The sequence below is a fragment of the Paenibacillus sp. 8b26 genome (assembly GCF_050626875.1).
Taxonomy (GTDB): Bacteria; Bacillota; Bacilli; order Paenibacillales; family Paenibacillaceae; genus Paenibacillus.
Genome location: NZ_CP192445.1, coordinates 4776993 through 4799905, shown reverse-complemented (window position 1 = coordinate 4799905; position 22913 = coordinate 4776993). Strand labels below are relative to the sequence as shown.

The window sequence follows — 22913 nt, the reverse complement described above, 5'->3', positions numbered from 1 at the left end:
CCTGTCTCCTAACGGTGCTTGGCCAGATAGAAACGAACCAGCTCTTCAATCAATTCATCACGTTCTTTTTTTCGTACCAGGCTTCTGGCATTATTATGCCGTGGCACATAAGCCGGATCACCTGACAACAAGTACCCGACAATCTGATTGATCGGATTGTATTCTTTTTCCACCAAAGCATCATATACGGTCAACAAAATCTCCTGAGCAGAAGCTTCCTTCTCATCCGCCTTGACATTAAATTTGACCGTTTTGTCCATGGAATCCACTGTTGACACCTCGCTTCCACAAAACATGTGTACATGTTTATGCCAGCTTATTCTTATACATCATACCATAAGCAGAGCCATTCAAGGAAATGTCTAAGTTCGGTTTTTTCCAAAATTCCGCAAAAATTATCGAACTTTATCCTTGAGTAGCCGCCACTACCAATTCACGGGCGCGCACGAGCGCTTCGTCCAGCTTGCTGGCATCCTTGCCTCCGGCTTGCGCCATATCCGGACGGCCGCCGCCGCCGCCGCCGCATACTGCAGCAATTTCCTTCACAAGCTTGCCTGCATGAAGCCCGGCCTTGGTGTGCTCTGCCGGTACAGCTACGACAAAATTAACTTTGTCGTCCATCGCAGCCCCAAGTACCAGCACAGCAGCTGGAAGCTTGCCTTTTAGCTCATCGGCAATCGCACGCAGCGCATCCATACTGGAAGCCTGTACACGTGCAGCCAACAGTTGTACTCCGCCAGCTTGCACGACCTGATCGGTCAACTGGCCCGCTTCAATAACACTCAGCTTGCTTTGCAGCGATTCATTTTCACGACTGAGGTCCTTAATTTGCTGTTGCAAGGATTCAATGCGTTTTGGCACCTCGGACAGCTTGGATTTCACCAGACCTGCCGATACTTTTAACAGTTCCAACTGGCCTTCTATATATTCAAAGCCAAAGCGGCCGGTCACCGCTTCAATACGGCGAACACCCGATCCGATGCCGCTCTCGCTGACAAGCTTGAACAATCCGATTTGTGAGGTATTGCTCACATGACAGCCGCCGCACAGCTCAATGCTGTAATCGCCTACCTTGACAACACGTACGATATCGCCATATTTTTCACCGAACAGCGCCATCGCCCCAAGAGCCTTGGCTTCATCAATCGGTTTCAGTTCAATATTTACATCCAGCTGGCTCCAAATGGCGCGATTTACACGCAGCTCAATATCCGCCAGTTCTTCCGGCGTAATGCTTCCAAAATGGGAGAAGTCAAAACGTAGACGCCCAGGCTCCACCAGTGAACCTGCCTGATTGACATGGTCACCCAGTACTTCCTTAAGTGCTTTGTGAAGCAAATGCGTAGCCGTGTGATTTTTTTCGATTTCACCGCGAGATACTTGGTCCACTTCCGCTTTCAACGTATCGCCAATATTAAGTTCACCGGCTTCCACGACGACCTGATGTACATGCTGGCCTTGCGGTGCCTTGAACAGCCCTTCGACCTTCGCCGTTACCGTACCCCCGCGCAGCAAGCCATGGTCACTGACCTGTCCTCCGCTTTCAGCATAAAAGGGAGTCACGTCCAGCACAACCTGACAAGTCTGTCCTTCACTAACACTATCCACCAGCACATCTTCATATACAATAGCCACAATTTTAGACTCGGTTATGAGGTCATTATATCCAACAAAGTCGCTTTTAACCGCCAGGTCAGACAAGGCTCCACCCTGAATCTTCATGCTGGCATTGTCCTGATGAGCGTCACGCGCACGTTGCCGTTGCTCCTGCATCGCTTCATCAAAGCCTTCACGGTCTACTTTTAAGCCTTGCTCGTCCGCATAATCCTCGGTGAGATCGAATGGGAAACCATACGTATCATACAGTTTAAAAGCGTCCGCTCCACTGATGACATCACGACCTTCCGCTTTTGCCTGAGCACTGATATCAGCCAAAATAGCTAATCCGTCCGTTAGCGTTTCGTGGAAGCGTTCCTCTTCTGTTTTGATCACCTTGATGATGAAATCACGCTTGTCCACCACCTCAGGGTAGTACACGCCCATGACATCTCCCACCGTTTCCACAAGTTCAAACATAAATGGACGGTTCATACCCAGCATTTTTCCGTAACGTACAGCACGGCGCAGCAAACGACGGATAACATAACCACGGCCTTCGTTGGAAGGCAGCACACCGTCACCAATCGCAAAAGCTACGGTACGAACATGGTCGGCAATCACTTTGAGAGCCACATCGCTGTCCACATTTTCGTTATATTTGACTCCTGCCATAGCGGCTGTTTTCTGAATAATAGGTTGGAAAATATCCGTATCGAAGTTGGAATCCACATTTTGCAAAATGGATGCAAAACGCTCCAATCCGGCGCCTGTATCAATATTTTTGTTCGGAAGCGGCGTGTAGCTGCCATCCTTGTTATGGTTGAATTGTGAAAATACGAGGTTCCATACTTCCAGATAACGCTCGTTTTCCCCGCCCGGATACATTTCAGGGTCCGTCATGTCGCTGCCGTAAGCTTCGCCGCGATCATAAAAAATTTCCGTACAAGGTCCACAAGGGCCTTCGCCGATATCCCAGAAGTTATCTTCCAGTTTGATAATACGTTCAGCAGGCAGCCCTACCTTTTCGTTCCACAGCTTGTACGCCTCTTCATCCTCAGGATACACGGTTACAGCCAGACGCTCCGGGTCAAAGCCGATCCACTTTGGACCCGTCAGAAACTCCCATGCCCATGTAATGGCTTCTTCCTTAAAATAGTCACCAATGGAAAAGTTACCGAGCATTTCGAAAAAGGTGTGATGGCGGCGCGTTTTACCGACATTCTCAATGTCGTTCGTGCGAATACATTTTTGCGAATTGGCGATACGCGGATTTTCAGGCTTCACACGTCCGTCAAAATAAGGCTTAAGCGGTGCCATCCCCGCATTAATCCACAGCAGGGAAGGATCCTTATGTGGAACAAGCGGTGCGCTTGGTTCAATCACATGTCCCTTGCTTTCAAAAAACTCCAGCCATTTGGAGCGGATTTCACTAGCTTTCATATAAGTAGCCTCCTAATATAGTGTCACTTGTACTTGGCACAGGCCATAAAAACAGAAAAACGCCCCTGAACGGATCAGGGACGATTGTATCGCGGTACCACCCTGGTTATCGTCGTCCCCTCTGTACGAAATGCTACATGCGCAAGCTGCGCACCCAACATCTGATTAACGGACGAGCGATCGCCTTGTTTTCACTGGTAACGGGAGCATCCCGGCGGGTTCAGCCCGCACTCCGAAATGAGCTTTCCCTACTGGATAAACACATTTAAACATACTCAATTCAGTATATCCGTGTCATTTAGCCGTGTCAACGCGATTTCAGACGGGGATATGGACGAAATCAGATCGTTTTGCGCTTCACGTAATAAGCAAAAAAATGCTGGAGCGCCACCTTCAAGACCGCCATCACCGGAACCGCCAAAATCAACCCGGTTATTCCCGCTATTTCCCCGCCCACCAGCAGTGCGAAAATGATGGCAATCGGATGCAAATGCAAGGTTCGTCCAACCACCTGGGGAGAAATGACGTTACTTTCCAGCACTTGAATACAGGTGTTGACGACTACGACCAGCAGCACCATTTTAAAAGAAACCGTAGAAGCCATAACGACCGCCGGAGCAGCCCCCAAAAACGGGCCTAAATACGGCACGATATTGAACACAGCCACCACTCCTGCCAGCAGCAGCGCATAAGGCATGCCAATCAGCATATATCCGATATAGGCCATCACCCCGATAATGACACACACCAGCAGTTGTCCACGCACATAGTTACCGAGCGCCTGATCAATTTCCTTGAGCACCGTTACAATGGCCTTGCGGCGCGATCGCGGGAGATAAGACACAATGGCCCGTTCAAACACATCGAAATCCTTTAAAATATAAAAAATGAGAAACGGCACAATGAACACATTGAACAACATATTGATCATCCCGCCGATGTTGTCCATAAAAGCGGCAATGCCTGTAGCCATCCGGTTTTCGAGTTGAAAAAACCACTGATTCATACCTGAGCGTACCCCTTGGGGTAAAATACTCCCGTCCATATTCGTCATTAATCCCTGTGCATGTATGGTCAGCTCAGGCAGATGCTCATTCAGTTCATCCAGTTGATCAATAAACATCGGAATCAGGTGCATCAGAATAACGACGAGGCTGCCCAAAAATACGGCATAAATGAGCAGGACGGCTACACTTCGAGGTACCTTGCGTCCGCCCAGCATATTGACCACAGGATTAAGCACATAGGAAATAATCATCGCCACCGCAAATGGCGCAATAATTGTTTTTAGAAAATCATACAGATGCAAAAACAAAGGCCGCAGCAGCCAGATAAAATATAGAATGACAAGTCCCAGCAGCGTCCATATTCCGTATCGGAACAGCCTGCTTTTCGTTAATTGCTCCATACCGTGCCCCCTTACCGGACTAGCCTCTATTCAGTATATGCCTGTACCTTTACTTTAATCCTTCCCATAACTGTGGAGGCGCCTTAAATAATGATTATGAAGAAAGAATGAAAACAATTGAAAATGATTAACAAAGTCATTCTATCTGACGATATAAGTACAAAGAACTATTTGAGCTTTCACATTTCTGAATCATCGGGGGTCGTTACATGAACTTAAAAATGAAGCTTATTCTCCTTTTCACCTGTATTGTTATCGTTGCAGCTGGACCTTTGTCCGTCATTAGCATGACAAGCATTAAAAATCAGGCCAACCGTGACATACAAGAGCTTATGAACAGTAAAGCCACCGAAACCGTCAATCAGCTCGACGGATGGACAAGCGGCAATGCCAAAATTATCGAGACATTAGCTGCAGGTCTGGAATCCGGCAATATTCCACCAGATGCCAAAATAGCTTCTCTAAAGGCGGCCTTTCAAAACTATAAGGATCAAAGTATCGCTAACATTTATGCAGGATTTGAGGATGGAACCTACTGGGATGGCTCCGGCTGGTCTGATGCGGGCTACGATCCTCGCACACGTCCGTGGTACAAGGATGCCAAAACCAAGGGGGAATTGTATTATTCCTCACCGTACATTGATGCAGGAAGCCAGGACTTCACCATTTCCATTGCAAAGCCTCTCAAGGACTCCAATGGCTCTATCACTGGGGTGATCAGTGAAGATATTATGTTAAACGACATGACAAAAATCATTAAAAACATAAACCTGAACGGATTAGGCTACGCATTTCTGATTGACCAGAATGGAGTCGTGGTCGCGCATCCGGACAGCAAGCTGGCTGGTAAAAATCTCAAGGATACGCCCGAGTTGGGTTCATCAACGGCCACTCTGCTCAGTGCCCCTTCGGGAAAAGCCGACTATAGCTACAATGGCAGTGATCGCCAGCTTTATTTTAAGAAAATGCCCAGCACAGGCTGGATCGTAGGTTTGTCTATTTCAAAAGATATTGCTTTTCAGGAGTACTACTCCACTCGTAACCAACTGTTGATTACTGTAGCTATTATTTTCGTTGTTGCCATGCTTTTGGCGGTCTGGGCGGCGAATAGCTTTATCAAGCCGATTCGGAGGCTTCAAGCGAACGTCAAGCGGATTGCTGAAGGGGATATGACAGCACGTGTGGATATTAAGGGCAAAGATGAAATTGCCAGCTTGGGTACGGATTTTAATATCATGTCGGATAATCTTTCTCACTTACTGCGCAAAGTGGCAGATACGGCTGGCGAGGTCAGCTCAGCTTCTCATGACATGCACCAGCACGCCAAGGATACCGGGACCATCGCATCACAAATCTCCAGTGCCGTTCAGGAGCTTGCCCAAGGAGCAAGTGATCAGGCCGAGGCTGTATATTCCGGCTCTGAAAAGCTATCGCATATGACGGGCTCCATCGACCAAATCGGCCAAAGTGTCAAGCGAACCCAAACCGCCGTGCTGGAAACAGACTCTGCCGTGCTGGCTGGGTACGAAACAGCGGAGCGTCAAGCGAAGCTTGCTGCCGAGTCCAGACAAACAACAACCGCTGTAGGTGAAGCTGTAGACTCGCTCACGTTGAAAACACAGGATATTGAACGGCTGGCCGGGGCCATTCATGATATCGCAGCCCAAACCAATCTGCTGGCGCTAAATGCTTCCATTGAAGCAGCCCGTGCCGGGGAACACGGACGCGGCTTTGCCGTCGTTGCCGGGGAAGTACGCAAGCTGGCTGAACAAGCAGGAAGCTCCAGTGACAGCATTATGCACAAGCTAGAGGAAATCAAGGTTGCGGGACTGCGGAGCGCAGAGGAAATGAAGAAGGCTCTCGCTGTAACAGTAGAACAGGAGCATGCGGCTACCGCTACGAGACAGGCGTTCGAGTCCATACGGGGAGCTTCTCAGCACATGCTTACCCAGATTGAGGACGTATCCGCTGCGGCTGACCATCTCCGTACAAACGCCGGACATATTTCCGATGTCATTTCCAGCGTGGTCGCCGTTTCTGAGCAAAGCGCAGCTTCCACCGAGGAAGTGGCTTCCTCCGTGCAGGAGCAAGGGCATTCCATGAACAATATTGCCCAGCTTTCCGCCAAGCTTGACTCGCATGCAGACCTGCTGCTGGAAGAGGTTAAACGCTTTAAGCTGTAAAACACTTCTGCCCAAAAAACAGATAAACAGCATGCTATACATCCAGACAGGGATCTACATGAAAAAGAGGGTGACTCCCAGGCTACTACAGCCATCGGGAGTCACCCTCTTCGTTATTCATCAAGCATGGTCCAATCTGTGATCCGTTCATCTGCCGAACGGTAAGTCACACCTCATATAGATGGACAGCCTGTCCCCGCTTCAGGTTTAAATTTAGGAAGAAGCATGGATCTGCGGCAGGTCCTGTTGTGCCATTTCATCTCCAAAGAACAGGTCGTCCAGCGAACTGAGCGTGCCGTCCTCTTCCACTTGGTAGACGGACATTTTTTCACCATTCACCTGAAGTTCGATGAAGCATCCCCAACAATAAAATTGATGGGAGCCGATTTTGCCGATATCTTTGGAATTACAATTCGGACATCTCAATAAACTCACCCTATCCATTAACAGAATATATGGCTTTTTCCAAACGCTGCTCGCTTAACGGGGGCACCATAACGGCATTTTCCCCGATGGACATTTCTTCGGTGCAGGGCAGCCATTTCCGCCCTTCAATAATATCCGATACAAAACCATCGCTGATTTCCAAGCCTATTATGTTATTGCCCATTCCCTGGTCAAAATAAACATCCGAAATGTGTCCGAGCATAAGTCCTTCCTCTGTAAGCACGGATAAATCCTTCAATTTACCGGGTCCAAGCAAATACGTATGTTGTATATCATTGGCCTCCGTTTTACGGACAGCTTGTTGATTGCGAATCATAATCGCATCTTCGCCATAAGCAACGATGTCATCCCAAGCCACCATTTTCACTTGAGATGAAAAAAGGCCTTTGCCCTCCAACTCGATCCCTGTAATTTTCCAATCAGCCGTCACCATAAAATCGTGTATTTTACCAATCTGCTTCCCGTCCTCTACATCGAAAACGGCAAGTCCGATCATATCCTGAAGCTTCATAATAGGGTACCTCCTCATTCTGCAATCCGAACGGAGGTGCGGTCCTTTCCTTCATGCGTGTCAGACCTTGGTTCCGTTCATGCCATGAAATGGAAAACCGCCCTCCCTTCTTATTAAAGTGCGGAGAAATCCCTAGTACCTAGTACGTAGCCGCTTCCATATGGTTTCAATTTTCTTGGCCGTGTATTCCATTTCCTCCATAGTATTACCCAAACCGAAGCTAAAGCGAATCGCTGAATTCAAAACATCTTCAGGAAGATCCATCGCCTGCAACACATGCGACAGTTCCAAGGACCCGGATGTACAAGCTGAACCGCTGGCTGCTGCAATTCCTTCCATATCCAGATTCATCAGCATGGTCTCCGTACCGATAGCCGGGAAGCTAAGATTTAGTACATTCGGTAAAAAATGCTCAGGGTCACCGTTGATTACAAAAGCGTCTCGGCCCAAAGTGTCTTCCAGTGCTTTGAGTAGCGTTTGGCGAAGATTCATATCGAGCGTCCAACGTTCCTCTATAGAGGTGTTGGCAAGAGAAGCTGCTTTGGCCAAGCCTGCAATCCCGGCAACGTTTTCCGTACCAGCACGACGTTTCTTCTCCTGAAGTCCCCCGTGCATCAAAGGCTGAATACGTGTACCCTGACGGATATACAAAGCTCCAACGCCTTGCGGGCCGTTGAGCTTATGACCGGATACGCTAAGCAAATCAACCGGAAGGCTCTGGCAATCTATCTGTATATGTCCGTAAGCTTGAACCGCATCCACGTGAAATACAATGCCATGTTCTCCGGCAATCTGCCCCACCTCATGGATCGGTTGAATTACGCCTACCTCATTGTTGGCATACATCATGCTGATCAAAAAAGTATTCGGCCGAATCGCAGCCTCTATATCCGCTGGATTGACGCGCCCAAAGCTATTGACTGACACATAGGTCACTTCGTAACCCGCTTTTTCGAGTTCAGCGCAAGCATGAAGCACCGCATGATGCTCAATGGCCGTCGTAATGATATGGCCGGAAGTACGGCCATCTGCCGTAGCCGTCCCGAACAGGGCCAGATTATCGCTTTCTGTCCCTCCGCTTGTAAATATGATTTCTTCGGGCTTGCAGCCCAAAGAGGCCGCAACGGCATCCCGCGCAGCGCTGACGGTGCGCTTGGCATCCCGACCAAAGGCATGAACGCTTGAAGCGTTACCGAATTGGCCGGTCATGATGTCCATCATAGTCTGCGCAACCTCAGGGTGCATAGGAGTCGATGCGGCATGATCCAGATAAATTCTGTTCATGTCGATTCACCTCAAATGTAAAACATGTAGTTATCCAATTCATCATGTTCCTGGTATGTGATCAAGTCCTTGAGTGTAGTGGAATCCAGTACTTCTGCAATACTGTCACGAATCCGTAGCCATAGCTGACGCTTCGCCGGATCATCCTCTTCAGTGAAATCTACTGGAGAAATCGGACCCTCCAATACACGAATAATGTCTCCTGCCGTTACCCCTGCCGGTTCACCCGCCAGAATATAACCGCCGTAAGCACCACGGATACTTTTTACCAAACCTGCATTGCGCAAAGGCGCAATAAGCTGCTCCAGATAATGCTCGGAGAGCTGATTTTTCTCGGCAATACTTTTCAATGACGTCGGACCTTCGCCAAACCTGGCTGCAAGTTCCATCATAATCGTCAGGCCGTAGCGGCCTTTTGTTGATATTTTCAATTGTGCCACCTCACTTATAGTAACAATTCCGTTAAACACGCGGAATAACTGGTGTTATAAACCTCTCTATTCCGATCTTAACCCTCAGCTTATGTTAACATATTAGGGCAGGTAAAGGGAAATATTACGGTAACAATCTTAAAAAAAGTTGTTTTCAGGCGATTTGGAACGGCTTTGGCCCATTTTATGGAGCTTTCTCCCATCGTTCTCCGTGTCGTTGGATCGTCCAGCCATCGTAACTTGTTATCGTTTATGTTACAATAGGAGGGTTCTACAACAATATTGAAAGAATTGGGTGATGACCATGGCTAAAGCCAATCATGAAACCCGTGTCGTCGTCGGTATGTCCGGGGGCGTCGACTCATCCGTTACCGCGCTGCTGCTGAAGGAGCAGGGCTATGACGTAATCGGCATCTTCATGAAAAACTGGGATGACACGGATGAATTCGGCCGTTGTACGGCTGAGGAGGATGCGGAGGATGTACGCCGTGTCTGCGAGCAGATCGACATTCCTTACTATACCGTCAATTTTGAAAAAGAATACTTCGATAAAGTATTCTCGTATTTTCTTGATGAATATAAGGCTGGACGTACTCCAAACCCGGATGTCATGTGCAACCGCGAAATTAAATTCGGGGAATTTCTCAATAAAGCGCTGGATTTGGGCGCGGATTATGTTGCTACAGGACATTACGCCCGGGTTGTGAAGAAAGACGGGCGTTTTACCTTGCTTCGCGGTGTGGACAGCAACAAGGATCAGACCTATTTCCTGAATGCATTGAGCCAAAAGCAATTGTCTCGGGCGATGTTCCCCATTGGTCATTTGCCGAAACCGGAAGTCCGCAAAATTGCGGAAGCCGCAGGATTGTATACGGCCAAGAAGAAGGACAGCACTGGCGTATGCTTCATCGGCGAGCGTAATTTCAAGGAGTTTTTGAGCGGGTATCTGCCTGCTAAAGGCGGAGACATGGTGGATATCGCTACAGGTGAAGTCAAAGGACGCCATGATGGTCTGATGTACTATACACTCGGCCAACGGCAAGGCTTGGGTATTGGCGGCTCCGGTTCAGGCGAACCGTGGTTCGTAGCTGACAAGGATCTGGAGCGGAACATTTTGTATGTGGTACAAGGCGACCGTCACCACAGCTTGTATTCCACCAGTCTAATTGCAACCGACGTGAACTGGATTGAAGGCGCGGATACGCGTCCGTCCGGCGAATTCCGTTGCACAGCCAAGTTCCGTTATCGCCAGCCTGATCAACAAGTGACTTTACAATGGCTTGAGGACGGAACCGTACACGTCGCATTCGACGTACATCAAAAAGCCATTACCCCTGGACAAGCCGTCGTATTTTACGATGGTGAGCGGTGTCTGGGCGGCGGAACCATTGACAAGGTTGAAAAGCTCCAGCCTGAAACGGTTTAAATGAATATACGTTTGACGTGGCATAAATGCTTAAATAAAGGGCGTCTCTCCTAATTATGGAGGGACGCCTTTTTTATGAAAAGATGCTCTTTTCTCCATTTGAGTATATGATGTAGACAAGATATCAATAAGCTTCTCATCTAGTCTCATTAAACCTCAAAAAACCTTATTGTATCAATGCTTTTCGCTCACTACTTTTCATCTAGTCATATCGAATCACCATTAGCTGAAGGGTATCCATAATAAGGTGTATGCAAATTACATCCCCCTTTATTCAGATAGGCTAACTATGCAAAAAAGCTCGCACCTTTTTATTGTTAAGGGGCAAGCTGAAATTGTACTTTTTCAAATCACTATGTTATCCCACAATTCTAAAATAGTCTTGTCGGCAATCTTCCCATTAGCAAACAACTCTCTTGCTGATTCAAACGACTGCGAAAAACGGTCTCTTTCACGAGTAAGAAAGTACTCTTCTTCATTCTGGCTAATCCAATAGCTATCGTTTTTATAGTAGAACTGAAACTCTTCCCCCCATTTCAAAACGTTCCACCAATTCATTGTATTCCAAAACAATCCCTCCTACTTCTTGTTAACTCTTTTAAATGTCCCTTCTTCTTTCCATTCAAAAACATTTTCAAAAATTTTATGTAGCCAGCCTTCATCGCTGGATGCCGTTTTAATAGGTGCGCCATTTCCCGGCACATCCAGTACGACTTTTTCCCCATCCACCTGTGTGAAGTTTTTTGAGATAAAAATGAGTTCCTGTGCTACTGTCGATAATCGTTCAAGCGTCACACTCATGGATTGTTGTGATCTTTGGAAGTCTTGAAAGAATCGTTGACAAATGAACTGATATAAACAGATTTACTATGTCAAAAGTAGTGTGTATCGCTGTTAGATGATGCCTAAGTTAGGATATAGCAGTCGTCGCTTTCAAATCTTGTTCTTCAAGCATATTCTGTAATTCAGGTATTAATATTTAACTTTTGGGCAATGTCAGTTTGAGTCTTTACCAAACCAAAATTATTTGGGGTTACCTTTTCATTTGTATATTGATTACTCATATATAAAAAATGCACCCCAAAATTTCATTGGCTGAACCTGTTGGTTCTCTCCAACAACCCATTTTAGGAGTGCATTTTTGAACGAACTCTTAATTCAATTTGTTACACGTTTAAAATCCACCAATCTGTACAAGGGTCTGAATACCTTGATCATGATTGTGCGTCTGAGCGGGTACGGCTACAAAAAACAAAAAGCTACTCGCAACGATTAGCAGTACCATTTTTTTTAACATTACTTAACCACACCTTTTCAATAAGATTAAAAAACCCTGCTTTAGTTTCAGGAACCGCATAATCCTGAAAATGTAAAAATAAGCCCATACAATTTATAAAATATGTCTCGTTATTTAGTATATTCGCTTTTACCATTGCATTCATCAAATATTTAAAACCATCATTGTACACACCTCGATGTAAATAGTAATGAGCCATTTCGTAACCAAACCATGCAAAATAGTCCGGTATCACTTGTTGGGTATATATATCTGTAGAAGCTGGGAGATGAGAAAAAGAATTAATGTCTGTTTCAAAACGTAAAAGGACATCATCCACATCTATTCCATATCGGTTAGCTGCTATCATAACGTTCAACAGCTTTGAGAGCTTCTCATTATTGTTGGCGATTGATGTCACTAATATATATTTAACGTACTCTGGAAACACACTCGTATCTCCAGACAGGAGCTTATTTACATACGTATTACCTTCTGCCCAATCTTTGAATAAGTTTACCCAGTGTTTTGTATCCTCGTCAGTCTCTTTGACCCAATCCAAGTCTGCGTAGGCGTATGTATATTGTAGAGCTTGCTGATAATCGCCTTGGGCTTCACAAACACTGGCACACAATAAGTCAGCATAAGCAATATATCCAAATAACGGTCCCCTGGTTCCCTTTTCATGCTCCCTGTTCTTTCGATTCTTTTGCTGATGCTTCATTGAATATTGGACTTCCGCTTTTCCTCTCATTTTCCTTGCCATTTCGTCAACCTTGTCCCATTTACGCAAGGACCTGTACACGTTTGCCAAATCCTTTAATGCATCAAGCTGGTCTATTTCATTCAGGCGCTCTACAAAAGCTTCAAATATCGCAGATCCCCTGAGGTTTCGGCTTTGATCGTCTCCAATCTGAATCGTGAATATACGATATTGACAGACTGCCAATCTTTCGGAATGCTGGTACTTTTCCGCTTCTGCAATCCCCTCATAGAGTAACAACGCAGCAGCATGCCGACCCTGTGCAAATAGTGCTTCTGCAATGTCAAATAGTTTGAGCGAATAGAGTAGATTGTCCATGATGGCTCCCATCACTCGACGGATCGCATCCAGCTTGTTCAACTCCGCACTGCGATACAAAAATGGCTCGATTCGTCTCATATTCGGGGGGATGTCGATGATGTAGTTTTCTACAAATAAGTCGTAAAAGTAGCCTTCTGGTAAACCCATGGCCTCAGTAATTAGGTCAAGCTGGTTAACAGACATAGACTTATTTCCTGTCACAATACCACTTACTATCCCCCTATTAATGCCTGAAAGATTCCCGAATTGTGCTATGCTCAAACCCTCTTGTTTTAGGTATCTGTCTAATTCTGCCCGTATCGTAGGTGTGATTTCCATGGATAAACCACCCTTTCAGCGTGAACTCGTCATATGATTCCACTTTAATTAACATGTGGTTAATAAACTAGAAGATGAAGATTTGGTATCTTTATTGATTGTACCGTATTTTGGAATAAAATCATATACCTTTCAGTTATTTACTTTAGATACCTTTTCGGATTGTTTACAAAGATTTCTGGATTAAGAGTACCCACATTTTGCTAATGTATCGTTTATGGTGGAAAATCAGAGGACAGCTCAACAACTTTCCTTCAATCTGCGTATTGTATCGAATCAAAAAACAACCTGAGTATGGGAGTGGAAGTGCTATTCTTCCATTGCCTCCACAGCCTTGATTACTCCAGATTTCCATTTGTCATACACCCTAACAAAATCAGGCGTGATTTCCTGCTTAGGACGACCAAATTTCACCCCTGCTTTGGCTACCTCTATTCCTTCACTTTGTCGTTGTTTATTTTTCAACCTTTCCTGTGCAGCTACATAAGCAAGCATACTTAGGAATTGATCCTCAAGAAGCTTTCCTAAATCACCCTCACGAATCATTAACCGCATTGCCTGATAGCGAGGTCGGTCAAAATTCTTCCCACACTATTATCTATTTTTATACATTAAAACAAAATTATTCTACAAACTGAAACATTTCACCAATTCGGATCGTCTATAGAGTAAAATTCAGAAAGGGGATTTGTTCTATTATGCGGAAGAATGGAATATTGTTTTTGATTATCGTGTTGTTGTTAATAACAGCTTGTAGCTCTAACGCTGAAAAAATAGTTATTTCTCAAAGCGGGAAGGGGCAGGAGAAAATAATAGTCTACAAACTACAGAAGGACGCAACACTGCAACAACAAACAAAAAAAGATGTAATTGCTACATTTAATGATACTTCGGACACTATGATATTTATCAATGCAATTAAGGAATCAGAAAAGATATCAGGTACAGTTAATACGGATTCTCCAAATTACGAAGTTACATTCCAAAAAGATGGAACAAAAGATTCCTATTATTTATGGATTAACAATAACGATCCAACCAGCAATGCTATGTATGTGAATAAGGACGATACTCATACTGCGTACAAGATATCAGTCAACTCCACAAATTCGATAAATAAATTACTTGAGAGAATTAAAGATTAGCTAAAAAGGTCTGTTCTTTTGTTTAAATAAAGAACAGACCTTTTTTTGATTTTATTTCAAATCATATTTTTCCAATACTGATTTTCGGAATTTTTCTTTTGAATCTTGTTTTTCCCCTGAAATACTAGGGGATTGAGAAGAAGGTTCAATAGCAAACTTTCCGAGATCCATATTGATTACGCTATACTGTCCTTGTGTATTTTTCTTGAGAAAAATAATATTTTTTTCATTTTGCTTCAATTCAGTATAATCCTCATAAGCTATTTTTTTCTTGCCCCCAGCATCTTTAATATAAGAAATCGGTTCGACTATAGACAAAGGTTCTTCTGCGTTCAGTGCTACACCTTCGGGTGACTTAATTACCTTGTCAATTTTTACATTAGTAAGTGTGTAAAAGTCTTGTATAGTGCCATCATCAAAGCTCGTAACGATATGTTGACGATCATCAAAACCCTGTAAAGGAGTCCCTATCACAATAAGTTCTGCATTGGAGTCCAACTCGTCTGCCGTTCCGTATTCAATATAAGAAGCTTCTAACGAGATTTTTGGAGTATTTAATTCTGAAAATTTTGGAGAAGCATTCGTGGATGTAAAAAAAAGACTCCCTGAAGCAATCAGTCCCCCTACCGCTAATACAGAAATACCCAACTTTATTTTTTTATTAAAAGTCATAATAGTGCCCCTTCCCTAAATTAGTTATTACGCTAACTAGTTTCCCCACTTGGCAATTAAGGATTGCTTGTCATATGCTTGAACACCGATAGACTGAATACCTTGTTTCATAACAGAGCTACTAGAAGTTGATGGATGCGCTTGAGATAACGTATGGCCAATCTCATGGGTTGCGTTGGAGGTTTTTTGTGCGGAATTCATACCGTAAGCCTCCATCTGATTATGATAAATTGCCACAGTAGCAAATGCCCATCTATCGCTTACACCTGCTACACCACCAGATGTGTTATAAGGAGTCGTTACTCCCAATAAACCAGAAGTAGCTGTAGAACCAACATAATATTTGTCTGGAGTCCCACTCGTCGATGTAGTTTTACCGATGTTTACTGATCCAGACGCAGCGCTCCAATCAGAACGTGCGGTATCATAGGCACTGGTATAGCCATTCGTAGAAACAGAGGAATCATAATATGCATTAAAATTGGCTGAGCTTCTCCCTCCGGTAAAGCTAGTTGCAAAAGAAGTGGAACTAATAGAAATCACGGCAATAGATAATATTCCGACCATGGAAAAAAGTTTTTTCTTGGAAGCTAATAGTCTTTTCAAAGTTAGCACCCCTTTTAGGAAATTTGGAAATCTTATTATCATTCCTGACGCAACAGAAAACCACTAAATCATTGGCAGCACTTGCTACACTACTAAGTCCAAACGCATCACCAGTTTTAAAGACACTACAACTAGAGTCATTGAGATTTTATTTTGTTTTCAACTCAATCCTCCCTTTTATTTGGACATTTTCACTATTAATATACAGTTTACCTTTACAACAATCTACCATTTAAACAAAATATTTCATAATTCGACATCAATTTGATTCTTTATTCCTACTTGAAATGTAAGTTTATAGCTCTGCTTCAGGCTCAATATACGCTTTTTGAAGCTTAAGGCTTCATAAAAATTTCAGGTTTAGATCACTTACTTCTAATTAATGATATGGAGAAGAGTTACTCCAGTCTACCTATCTCAGCAAGAGTAAGTCCTTACCATGTCAAATCGTTATCTCCGTCAATTACTGAGTTTTGATTATCGTGAAATGCGACATTTGAAATGTCAATGAGTCTAATTTAGATGGAACGATTTATTACTTCTGATTTCCCGTTTTGGGATATCCAAGTGTATTCAACTTGAGCACACCTAATCAGTAAATCCAACTCCTTATTCTTACGGCGCAGCTTTGCATAGCCAGATTTGTCTACCATTAAAATTTCAATGTCAGATAATCATCTCACCAAGTGACACGCTAAAGTTGGACGTTGTGTCCAACAGTTTAACGTAGTGTTAAACTCTGCAATATCAAGGGTTATAACAAGTTGTTAAAAGCCTACAACCGATTTCTTATGTATCAATCTCTGTAGATCAAGCTTTCTTCATCTTGACTAGACTCACTGCCAAATCTTATCGGTCTGGTATTGCCACACATATTTTACCTTTTCTAAAAGACAAAACACTTGGCGAATTGACCTCTACAGACATAAAAGAAGTAATAAATCGTGTAAAAAAAGTAAAGAATGGAAAGCCCGGATAAGAAGTTAGATAAACCTAAAGTTGTAAAAAGATGTGGACAATGATTTAGTCTGTTGCACAAATATTGGAAAACAAGTTTTCCCAAACACAATTACAAGGCTGATGAAAAGAAAGATAGAATAATTTACTGAGTAAAAAAGAAGTATCTGATCCACTAGAAATTGAAGAAAAATTCTGTGACCAAAAGCGTGACCAGAAAGCCGAAAAGGTAGCCGTTTAGACTAAGAAAAAACACTGATACATAAGGAAATTTTGATAACACCCCCATTTGGGTATATGATGTAGACAAGATATCATACTTCAATTGAAAAGGAGCGTGCCTCTATGTCTGATTCATTAGGAATGCTGACGCCGGGTAAGAAAGTTTCTTTGAAAGAGTGGGACCCCAAGGATACGAAGGATATCAAAAATAAAGAAGAAATTCAGCAGGAAACAGATCAATTGAAGGAACGTTTCGCGGAATTACAAAGCAAATTATTTACGGAAAAGAAGCAGGCGGTTTTGTTTGTATTTCAGGGTATGGATTGCAGCGGAAAAGATGGCGTCATCAAGCAGGTATTTTCCAACCTCAATCCGGCGGGGGTGACTGTCCACAGTTTTAAATCACCTACAGCCGAAGAATTAAGTCACGACTTCCTGTGGCGTGCCCACAGTGTAACTCCGGGGCGGGGATATATCGCGGCGTTCAACCGTTCTTATTATGAGGATGTACTGATTACACGTGTTCACGGTCAGATATCCGACAAGCAGGCCAAACGAAATATTAAACATATCAAACATTTTGAACAACTGCTGCTGGATAGCGGTGTAAAGGTCGTCAAAATCTTTTTACATATTTCAAAACAATTCCAGTTGGAGAAGCTAATCGACCGGATTGAAAAGCCACATAAAAACTGGAAACTTGATCCAAGTGATTTGCAGGAACGTAAATTTTGGAAGCAATATACTCAATACTATGAGGACGTGCTGGAGCTAAGCGCAACCAAGCAGGCTCCGTGGTATGTCGTTCCTTCAGATAACCGTTGGTACAGGGATTATACCGTGCTGCGCATTGCCGTCCAAACGCTGGAGGAAATGAAGCTGTCCGATCCTGAACCAAGACCGGAACTGGAATCCCTTTTGCCTGAGCTGTATAAAGAACGGGATAAAAAATAGCTTCGCAGGCGCAAGTACTCTATCATGTGTTCGTTAACATACCAAATAAAAAAAGCTTTCAAAGCCTTACTCATGGCTGAAAATTCCAGAGTAGGGATTTGGAGGCTTTTTTTGCGTCAACTAACCCCATACCCAACAGACGCAGCTACAACCCCTACCACCACCGAAGAAAGCACATACACAGCCGTACGCCGATATTCTCTACGCTCCATCAGTTGGAGAGATTCATACCCGAATGTTGAAAAGGTGGTATAGCCGCCACAAAAACCTGTTCCCAGCAGCATCCAGAGTACAGGAGACAGATTGTGCTGCGTAAATTCGCCGTACAGCCAGCCGAGCAGCAATGAGCCGCTGATGTTAATGATCCATGTTCCCCAAGGAAATGCGGTGCCAAACCTTTTTCCAGCCCACATGCCAAGCCCGTATCTCGCCAATGTACCGACCATTCCACCTGCCGCCGCCCACCAGATCATAAGCTTCCCTCCTTGGGGGCAGCTTGTGTCATTTTCGTGCCCAGACGAATACCTGTCCATGTCAAAAACAGACCTCCACATACACTGAGCAACAGATACAACACAGCCGTAAGCGCACGATCATGAACCGTCAGACGCACGGCATCCACTGCAAAGGTGGAAAAGGTTGTAAAGCCTCCTGTAAAGCCTGTTCCGATGGCAAGTCGCCAGCGAGGCTTGATCCGCCACGACCGCAAAGTTACCGTAAAGAACCAGCCGAGAAACAGACAGCCGATCCAATTAATTAACAGCACGCCAAGTGGAAAATCGGCCCCTGCCGCAGGCAGCAATGTTTGTACACCGTAACGGGCAGAGGTTCCGAGCGCTCCTCCTGCCCCGACGAATAGCACGTCTTTCATCTTTATGTCCCCTTTTTCACTCTTGCAGTATTCATGGTGTAACCATAACAGCGGCTGAACCTGATCTTACACACTACGTATATCCGTCTGCGACATATATTTTACGACTGTGAATCCCGCCACTGCTGGTTTTGTCTGATTTTCGACTCATTCCCCTGCTCTGTAGCCTGGTAAAAGGTCCGGTCTGCTATCGAATCAGGCAAATATTGCTGTTTCACATAATGGTTCGGATAATTGTGCGGATATTGATAGCCGACATGCCCCAGCTTCTCCGAGCCTTTGTAATGTGCATCTCGCAAATGCAGCGGCACCTCAGCAGATTTGATGTCGTCCATAGCCGACATTGCCCGTGAAATCGCCGTATATACAGCATTCGATTTCGGACTCTCCACGGCGAACAAAATAGCCTGCGCGATGTTCAGCTTGGCCTCCGGCCAGCCGTTATTGCGATATGCTTCAAGCGCACTCACTGCCTGCACCATCGCCTGCGGATTTGCCAGGCCAATATCCTCGCTGCTCGCCGCGATGAGGCGGCGGAGGAAGGTCATCGGGTCCATGCCTAGCTTCTCTACGGCGTAGAGAAACCAGAACAGAGCTGCGTCGCTGGAGCCGCGAATGCTTTTGTGAAAGGCGGACAACACGTCATACTGTGTGGACTCGTCTGCCTTGACAATCGGGCGGCGAATGGATTCCTCCGCGACTTCCAGCGTCACGTGAATCGTGCCGTCTGCCAGCGGAGGCGTTGTGAGCGCCGCCAGGTCCAGCGCGTTCAAGGCACGACGGATATCGCCGTTCGCCATGGACGCGATGTGATCCAGCGCAGCTTCGTCCACCTGAAGCTGCATATAGCCGAGCCCCTTGTCCGCATCGCCCAAGGCGCGGCGCATGGCTGCCAGCGAATGCTCCTGCGTCAGCGATTCGAGCTGAAACAATGTAGAACGGCTCAGCAAGGCACCGTTTACATAGTGAAAAGGGTTTTCGGTGGTGGCGCCGATAAACACGATCGTACCCTTTTCCACCGCAGGCAGCAATGCATCCTGACGCGAGCTGTTGAAACGATGTACCTCATCGAGAAACAGGATCGTTTTTTTGCCATACATAGATTTATTCGTTTGTGCGCGGTCAATGACTTCCCTTACGTCCTTCACTGACGCTTCCACTGCATTCAGGCGAACAAATTCGCCTTGCGTGTGTTGTGAAATAATATGCGCCAGCGTCGTCTTACCACATCCCGGCGGCCCGTACAGGAGGATGGAAGAAACCTGGTCTGCCTCTATAGCTCTTCGCAGCAGTTTGCCCGGACCGACCACATGCTCCTGTCCAATATATTCATCCAGCGAAGTCGGACGCAGCCGGTCAGCAAGCAACCGATTGCTTGGCGTCGACTCTTGGGAATATGAAAATAAGTCCATTTCATTCACTTCCTTATGGTGATATGAGGGAACACTCTACCCCTGCGGCTTCATTTGAATTGCGTTCACCCATGCAGTTGAAAACCCTGAAAATTCAAGCGATCTATCATCCTAAAAACGGTATGAACCGCCTTTTATTCTACCATACCCACAGACAAGTTGCAGATAGCACGGTCACGGCATGGCTATATATATACATACCTGCAACCTGGCAAGCAAAAGAAAGAACAGCCGAACGAAAGATAAATTTCGCGGCTGTTCTTATTACTGATATGACATATGACTCCCATGATGTTCACCATTATGGGAGCTTAAGCAGTCACTTCGCCTGCTCCTGTACATAACTCGGAAGCGCACCCTCATGTAACAGCCACAGCTCATGCAGCGCACGGGTACAGCCCACATACAGGAGCTTGGCATCCCATGCCAGCTCTCCATAATGTTCTCGGTCGGCATCCGCCACAATGACTGCGTCGAACTCCAGCCCTTTGGACAGGTACACAGGCAGAACGGACAAGCCGCCTTCGTATTGCTTTTTACCGCCGTCAATCAGATTCACATTTAACCCTGCATTCGTAAAAGCCTCATACAGCTCCACAGCTTCCTTCAAGGTACGCGTCAGCACAGATACAGTGCGATATTCCTTGGAAGAAAGCTCTTGCAGAGCGGTCAGCAAACTCTGTTCACGCCCCGATGTACCATATGGCAGGGTACGCACCGGATCGCCGCTACGGAATACCGGAACTGCCGTAATGCCGCCGCGAACCCCCTGCTCCAAAATCGTATTTGCAAATTCTATAATTTCCAGCGTTGATCTGTAGCTTCGGGTAAGTGCAAAATATCCCGTATGTTCCGGCGCAAAAAGAGAACTCATTTCCTCCCACGCATGTACGCCACGGTATTCGTGAATACCCTGCGACAGATCACCCAATATCGTGAAGGAATGCCCTTTAACGAACAAATCCAGCAATGCGATATGAAAAGGTGAAAAATCCTGCGCTTCATCAATGACCACATGGTCAAAACGTTGAGACGATTCTACCTCATGAATCAGTACATGAAGATATACCAACGCAGTAAGATCCTCTTCGCAGATAACCTGTTTACGCAGATCCGACTGTGTGGTCTTAAAAATAGCAGCAGGCAAAAAAGCCTTCAGCTCCGCAGCCGTGTCTGCGGGTAATCCTTTTGCTGCCTGAAAAAGCTGCTTGTAAAGCGTCAGTGCGTCGTATTGGGGCCACTTTTTAGCATATGCCTTTTCCCGGGGCCCCGCTTTTTTCTTGCGTTCCTTGAGTGCGGCCGCCGAGGGGGACTTTTTCAGCTCCATTTCAATCCAGCGATGGACTCTTGCAAGCACGCGTTCTTTTCGCTTCGCAAGCGGATAGGGCTTGTATTCCTCATTGAACCAGTTCAAAATCTCGGCTCGCGGGAGCACCACCCCATCCCATGGTGAAAAATCTCCCTCCGGGACCGAGACAGGCTCCAGCCGTTCCACAAAAGCTTGAAGCAGCTTCATGAAGCGAATCGAACCTTTGAATCGTCCTGGCGCCTCATCCATAGATTCCGTTCTGAGGCTACCGCTCTCAAACCAATAAGCTAACGTTTCAGCAGGATCAGCTATAGGTAAATCCAGACCCAACAGGTTAAGTGCCCAGTCCGCAAATGTACTTTGCTGAATATTTCCGACCCCCAGCTCTGGAAGTACATCTGAAATATAATCGAGAAACATATGGTTCGGTGCAAAAATAACCATCTTGTCCGCCGATACTTGCTCCTTGTATTGATACAGCAAAAATGCGAGACGATGCAGTGCTACCGTCGTCTTGCCACTACCCGCTACCCCCTGAATGACGAGGGCTGTATTTTTAGCTGCGCGGATGATTTGATCCTGCTCCGCCTGAATCGTAGATACAATATCCCGCAATCGGTTATCCTTGTTCTCTCCCAGACGATAGACGAGAAATTCATCGGAAACCGCAGGCTCGTCGCTTTCACGGTTGTACGTATCGGCTACCCGTTCCAGTATTCTTTTACGAATGACAACGTTGCGCTTTAAATACACCAAGCCCTCAATCGTTCCCTCAGGAGCTTCGTAGGACGCGGTTTCTTCACCGCCTGTAAAAGAATAAAACAAGCTGGCAATCGGCGCGCGCCAATCAATCACAAGCGGATACACAGACGCTTCCTCGCGCTCCACTCCGATTTTGCCGATGTAGAGCGGCTTACGCTGTCCACTGCCACGTTCGTCAAAATCCATGCGTCCAAAATAAGGCTCCTGCGCACTTTTTGCCAAAGCCTGGCGTTTTTCCTCCCGCCCGGATTCCAGCACCTGCTCCGTAAAATCATGCCCCGTGTACACCGGCGTATTGCGAAGCCGTTCCAATCTGCGATCAATTTCCTCCATAGCAAGCGACAGCCTGTGCTGTTCTTCTTGATAGGCACTTTGAAACCCGCTCTCCATTTCAGTTACCTCCTAAGAATATCAAGTCTCGATTTCTGCATCCCATTCACTTGCTCCGACACAAAAAAAGGAAAGTAAGCGTAACACATTTAACCACAAAAATCCAATCTTATTTTCTTAATACGCCTTTTTTCATATATGAAAGACCTCTTATTAAACACGTAAATCAACACAGCTTCATTCACAATTATTTCTTTTCATAAAAA

The 22913-nt window shown here is 45.5% G+C and carries 22 protein-coding genes and 1 pseudogene; 6 read left to right on the top strand and 17 right to left on the bottom strand.

What is annotated here, in order from left to right:
• Positions 1-8: 8 nt before the first annotated feature.
• The 3 genes from ACQ4MX_RS22375 to ACQ4MX_RS22365 form a co-directional block, all read right to left on the bottom strand.
• A complete protein-coding gene (locus ACQ4MX_RS22375; protein ID WP_007431624.1) occupies positions 9-269 on the bottom strand; it encodes an IreB family regulatory phosphoprotein in 261 nt (86 codons plus the stop codon).
• Positions 270-405: 136 nt separating this feature from the next.
• Positions 406-3039 carry an alanine--tRNA ligase gene (gene alaS / locus ACQ4MX_RS22370; RefSeq protein WP_431087382.1) on the bottom strand — a complete coding sequence of 878 codons (2634 nt, stop codon included), beginning with the start codon at positions 3037-3039 and terminating at the stop codon, positions 406-408.
• Positions 3040-3379: 340 nt separating this feature from the next.
• Positions 3380-4447 carry an AI-2E family transporter gene (locus tag ACQ4MX_RS22365; RefSeq protein WP_431087381.1) on the bottom strand — a complete coding sequence of 356 codons (1068 nt, stop codon included), beginning with the start codon at positions 4445-4447 and terminating at the stop codon, positions 3380-3382.
• A gap of 209 nt (positions 4448-4656) precedes the next feature.
• Here ACQ4MX_RS22365 and ACQ4MX_RS22360 point away from each other — a divergent pair, with 209 nt between their 5' ends.
• Complete coding sequence (locus ACQ4MX_RS22360; protein ID WP_431087379.1) at positions 4657-6630, top strand: methyl-accepting chemotaxis protein; 1974 nt, start codon at positions 4657-4659, stop codon at positions 6628-6630.
• Positions 6631-6843: 213 nt separating this feature from the next.
• Here ACQ4MX_RS22360 and ACQ4MX_RS22355 read toward each other — a convergent pair whose 3' ends face one another.
• The 4 genes from ACQ4MX_RS22355 to cymR all read right to left on the bottom strand — a co-directional run bounded on the left by ACQ4MX_RS22355 (position 6844) and on the right by cymR (position 9303).
• Entirely contained in the window at positions 6844-7056 is a 213-nt protein-coding gene (locus ACQ4MX_RS22355) for a hypothetical protein (RefSeq protein WP_013311529.1), read from the bottom strand.
• Between the two features lie 10 nt (positions 7057-7066).
• Positions 7067-7588, bottom strand: coding sequence for a PRC-barrel domain-containing protein (locus ACQ4MX_RS22350; RefSeq protein ID WP_430037507.1), 522 nt, complete (start codon positions 7586-7588; stop codon positions 7067-7069).
• Positions 7589-7720: 132 nt separating this feature from the next.
• Complete coding sequence (locus tag ACQ4MX_RS22345; RefSeq protein ID WP_431087377.1) at positions 7721-8872, bottom strand: cysteine desulfurase family protein; 1152 nt, start codon at positions 8870-8872, stop codon at positions 7721-7723.
• Positions 8873-8883: 11 nt separating this feature from the next.
• Positions 8884-9303: a cysteine metabolism transcriptional regulator CymR gene (gene cymR, locus ACQ4MX_RS22340; RefSeq protein ID WP_014282941.1), complete on the bottom strand. Its 420-nt coding sequence runs from the start codon at positions 9301-9303 to the stop codon at positions 8884-8886.
• Positions 9304-9607: 304 nt separating this feature from the next.
• Here cymR and mnmA point away from each other — a divergent pair, with 304 nt between their 5' ends.
• Positions 9608-10729, top strand: a complete 1122-nt coding sequence (gene mnmA, locus ACQ4MX_RS22335; protein ID WP_431087376.1) for a tRNA 2-thiouridine(34) synthase MnmA — start codon at positions 9608-9610, stop codon at positions 10727-10729.
• Between the two features lie 345 nt (positions 10730-11074).
• On the opposite strand, the gene ACQ4MX_RS22330 is transcribed toward mnmA, so the two are convergent.
• On the bottom strand, positions 11075-11269 hold the full coding sequence (locus ACQ4MX_RS22330; RefSeq protein ID WP_431087375.1) for a hypothetical protein: 195 nt from the start codon (positions 11267-11269) through the stop codon (positions 11075-11077).
• An 87-nt stretch (positions 11270-11356) separates the two neighbouring features.
• Positions 11357-11593 (bottom strand): annotated as a pseudogene (locus ACQ4MX_RS22325) (hypothetical protein); the annotation flags it as partial.
• Positions 11594-11870: 277 nt separating this feature from the next.
• Here ACQ4MX_RS22325 and ACQ4MX_RS22320 point away from each other — a divergent pair.
• Positions 11871-12005 (top strand): hypothetical protein, encoded by a 135-nt coding sequence (locus ACQ4MX_RS22320; RefSeq protein ID WP_431087374.1) that lies wholly within the window; start codon positions 11871-11873, stop codon positions 12003-12005.
• Here the strand turns inward: ACQ4MX_RS22320 and ACQ4MX_RS22315 are convergent.
• Both ACQ4MX_RS22315 and ACQ4MX_RS22310 read right to left on the bottom strand, forming a co-directional pair.
• A complete protein-coding gene (locus tag ACQ4MX_RS22315) occupies positions 11989-13407 on the bottom strand; it encodes a helix-turn-helix domain-containing protein (protein WP_431087373.1) in 1419 nt (472 codons plus the stop codon). The two genes, ACQ4MX_RS22320 and ACQ4MX_RS22315, sit on opposite strands and share 17 nt — an antisense overlap.
• 309 nt (positions 13408-13716) lie before the next feature.
• Positions 13717-13953, bottom strand: coding sequence for a hypothetical protein (locus ACQ4MX_RS22310; protein WP_431087372.1), 237 nt, complete (start codon positions 13951-13953; stop codon positions 13717-13719).
• A 152-nt stretch (positions 13954-14105) separates the two neighbouring features.
• Here ACQ4MX_RS22310 and ACQ4MX_RS22305 point away from each other — a divergent pair, with 152 nt between their 5' ends.
• The gene (locus tag ACQ4MX_RS22305) at positions 14106-14552 is read left to right on the top strand and encodes a hypothetical protein (protein ID WP_431087371.1); all 447 of its coding nucleotides are present in this window, start codon (positions 14106-14108) and stop codon (positions 14550-14552) included.
• A 51-nt stretch (positions 14553-14603) separates the two neighbouring features.
• On the opposite strand, the gene ACQ4MX_RS22300 is transcribed toward ACQ4MX_RS22305, so the two are convergent.
• Together ACQ4MX_RS22300 and ACQ4MX_RS22295 are read right to left on the bottom strand one after the other, a co-directional pair.
• Positions 14604-15224, bottom strand: coding sequence for a hypothetical protein (locus ACQ4MX_RS22300; RefSeq protein WP_431087370.1), 621 nt, complete (start codon positions 15222-15224; stop codon positions 14604-14606).
• Positions 15225-15260: 36 nt separating this feature from the next.
• On the bottom strand, positions 15261-15839 hold the full coding sequence (locus tag ACQ4MX_RS22295) for a hypothetical protein (RefSeq protein ID WP_223264366.1): 579 nt from the start codon (positions 15837-15839) through the stop codon (positions 15261-15263).
• A gap of 817 nt (positions 15840-16656) precedes the next feature.
• Between ACQ4MX_RS22295 and ACQ4MX_RS22290 the strand changes: the two genes are divergently transcribed.
• Both ACQ4MX_RS22290 and ACQ4MX_RS22285 read left to right on the top strand, forming a co-directional pair.
• Positions 16657-16809: a hypothetical protein gene (locus tag ACQ4MX_RS22290; RefSeq protein WP_431087369.1), complete on the top strand. Its 153-nt coding sequence runs from the start codon at positions 16657-16659 to the stop codon at positions 16807-16809.
• A gap of 323 nt (positions 16810-17132) precedes the next feature.
• Positions 17133-17963 (top strand): PPK2 family polyphosphate kinase, encoded by an 831-nt coding sequence (locus ACQ4MX_RS22285; protein WP_431087367.1) that lies wholly within the window; start codon positions 17133-17135, stop codon positions 17961-17963.
• Between the two features lie 116 nt (positions 17964-18079).
• On the opposite strand, the gene crcB (ACQ4MX_RS22280) is transcribed toward ACQ4MX_RS22285, so the two are convergent.
• The 4 genes from crcB (ACQ4MX_RS22280) to ACQ4MX_RS22265 form a co-directional block, all read right to left on the bottom strand.
• A complete protein-coding gene (gene crcB, locus ACQ4MX_RS22280; RefSeq protein ID WP_431087365.1) occupies positions 18080-18436 on the bottom strand; it encodes a fluoride efflux transporter CrcB in 357 nt (118 codons plus the stop codon).
• Complete coding sequence (gene crcB / locus ACQ4MX_RS22275; RefSeq protein WP_431087363.1) at positions 18433-18834, bottom strand: fluoride efflux transporter CrcB; 402 nt, start codon at positions 18832-18834, stop codon at positions 18433-18435. The genes crcB (ACQ4MX_RS22280) and crcB (ACQ4MX_RS22275) overlap by 4 nt, the downstream gene beginning before the upstream one ends.
• Before the next feature lie 101 nt (positions 18835-18935).
• Positions 18936-20246 (bottom strand): replication-associated recombination protein A, encoded by a 1311-nt coding sequence (locus ACQ4MX_RS22270; RefSeq protein WP_431087361.1) that lies wholly within the window; start codon positions 20244-20246, stop codon positions 18936-18938.
• Positions 20247-20565: 319 nt separating this feature from the next.
• Positions 20566-22707, bottom strand: a complete 2142-nt coding sequence (locus ACQ4MX_RS22265) for a HelD family protein (protein ID WP_431087359.1) — start codon at positions 22705-22707, stop codon at positions 20566-20568.
• Between the last annotated feature and the right edge of the window lie 206 nt (positions 22708-22913).

Bases quoted from the DNA above. Each gene is read 5' to 3' on its own strand.
- alaS (WP_431087382.1), bottom strand. From the start codon at position 3,039: ATGAAAGCTAGTGAAATCCGCTCCAAATGGCTGGAGTTTTTTGAAAGC.
- ACQ4MX_RS22365 (WP_431087381.1), bottom strand. From the start codon at position 4,447: ATGGAGCAATTAACGAAAAGCAGGCTGTTCCGATACGGAATATGGACG.
- ACQ4MX_RS22360 (WP_431087379.1), top strand. From the start codon at position 4,657: ATGAACTTAAAAATGAAGCTTATTCTCCTTTTCACCTGTATTGTTATC.
- ACQ4MX_RS22350 (WP_430037507.1), bottom strand. From the start codon at position 7,588: ATGAAGCTTCAGGATATGATCGGACTTGCCGTTTTCGATGTAGAGGAC.
- ACQ4MX_RS22345 (WP_431087377.1), bottom strand. From the start codon at position 8,872: ATGAACAGAATTTATCTGGATCATGCCGCATCGACTCCTATGCACCCT.
- mnmA (WP_431087376.1), top strand. From the start codon at position 9,608: ATGGCTAAAGCCAATCATGAAACCCGTGTCGTCGTCGGTATGTCCGGG.
- ACQ4MX_RS22315 (WP_431087373.1), bottom strand. From the start codon at position 13,407: ATGGAAATCACACCTACGATACGGGCAGAATTAGACAGATACCTAAAA.
- ACQ4MX_RS22310 (WP_431087372.1), bottom strand. From the start codon at position 13,953: ATGATTCGTGAGGGTGATTTAGGAAAGCTTCTTGAGGATCAATTCCTA.
- ACQ4MX_RS22305 (WP_431087371.1), top strand. From the start codon at position 14,106: ATGCGGAAGAATGGAATATTGTTTTTGATTATCGTGTTGTTGTTAATA.
- ACQ4MX_RS22300 (WP_431087370.1), bottom strand. From the start codon at position 15,224: ATGACTTTTAATAAAAAAATAAAGTTGGGTATTTCTGTATTAGCGGTA.
- ACQ4MX_RS22285 (WP_431087367.1), top strand. From the start codon at position 17,133: ATGTCTGATTCATTAGGAATGCTGACGCCGGGTAAGAAAGTTTCTTTG.
- crcB (WP_431087365.1), bottom strand. From the start codon at position 18,436: ATGATCTGGTGGGCGGCGGCAGGTGGAATGGTCGGTACATTGGCGAGA.
- crcB (WP_431087363.1), bottom strand. From the start codon at position 18,834: ATGAAAGACGTGCTATTCGTCGGGGCAGGAGGAGCGCTCGGAACCTCT.
- ACQ4MX_RS22270 (WP_431087361.1), bottom strand. From the start codon at position 20,246: ATGGACTTATTTTCATATTCCCAAGAGTCGACGCCAAGCAATCGGTTG.
- ACQ4MX_RS22265 (WP_431087359.1), bottom strand. From the start codon at position 22,707: ATGGAGAGCGGGTTTCAAAGTGCCTATCAAGAAGAACAGCACAGGCTG.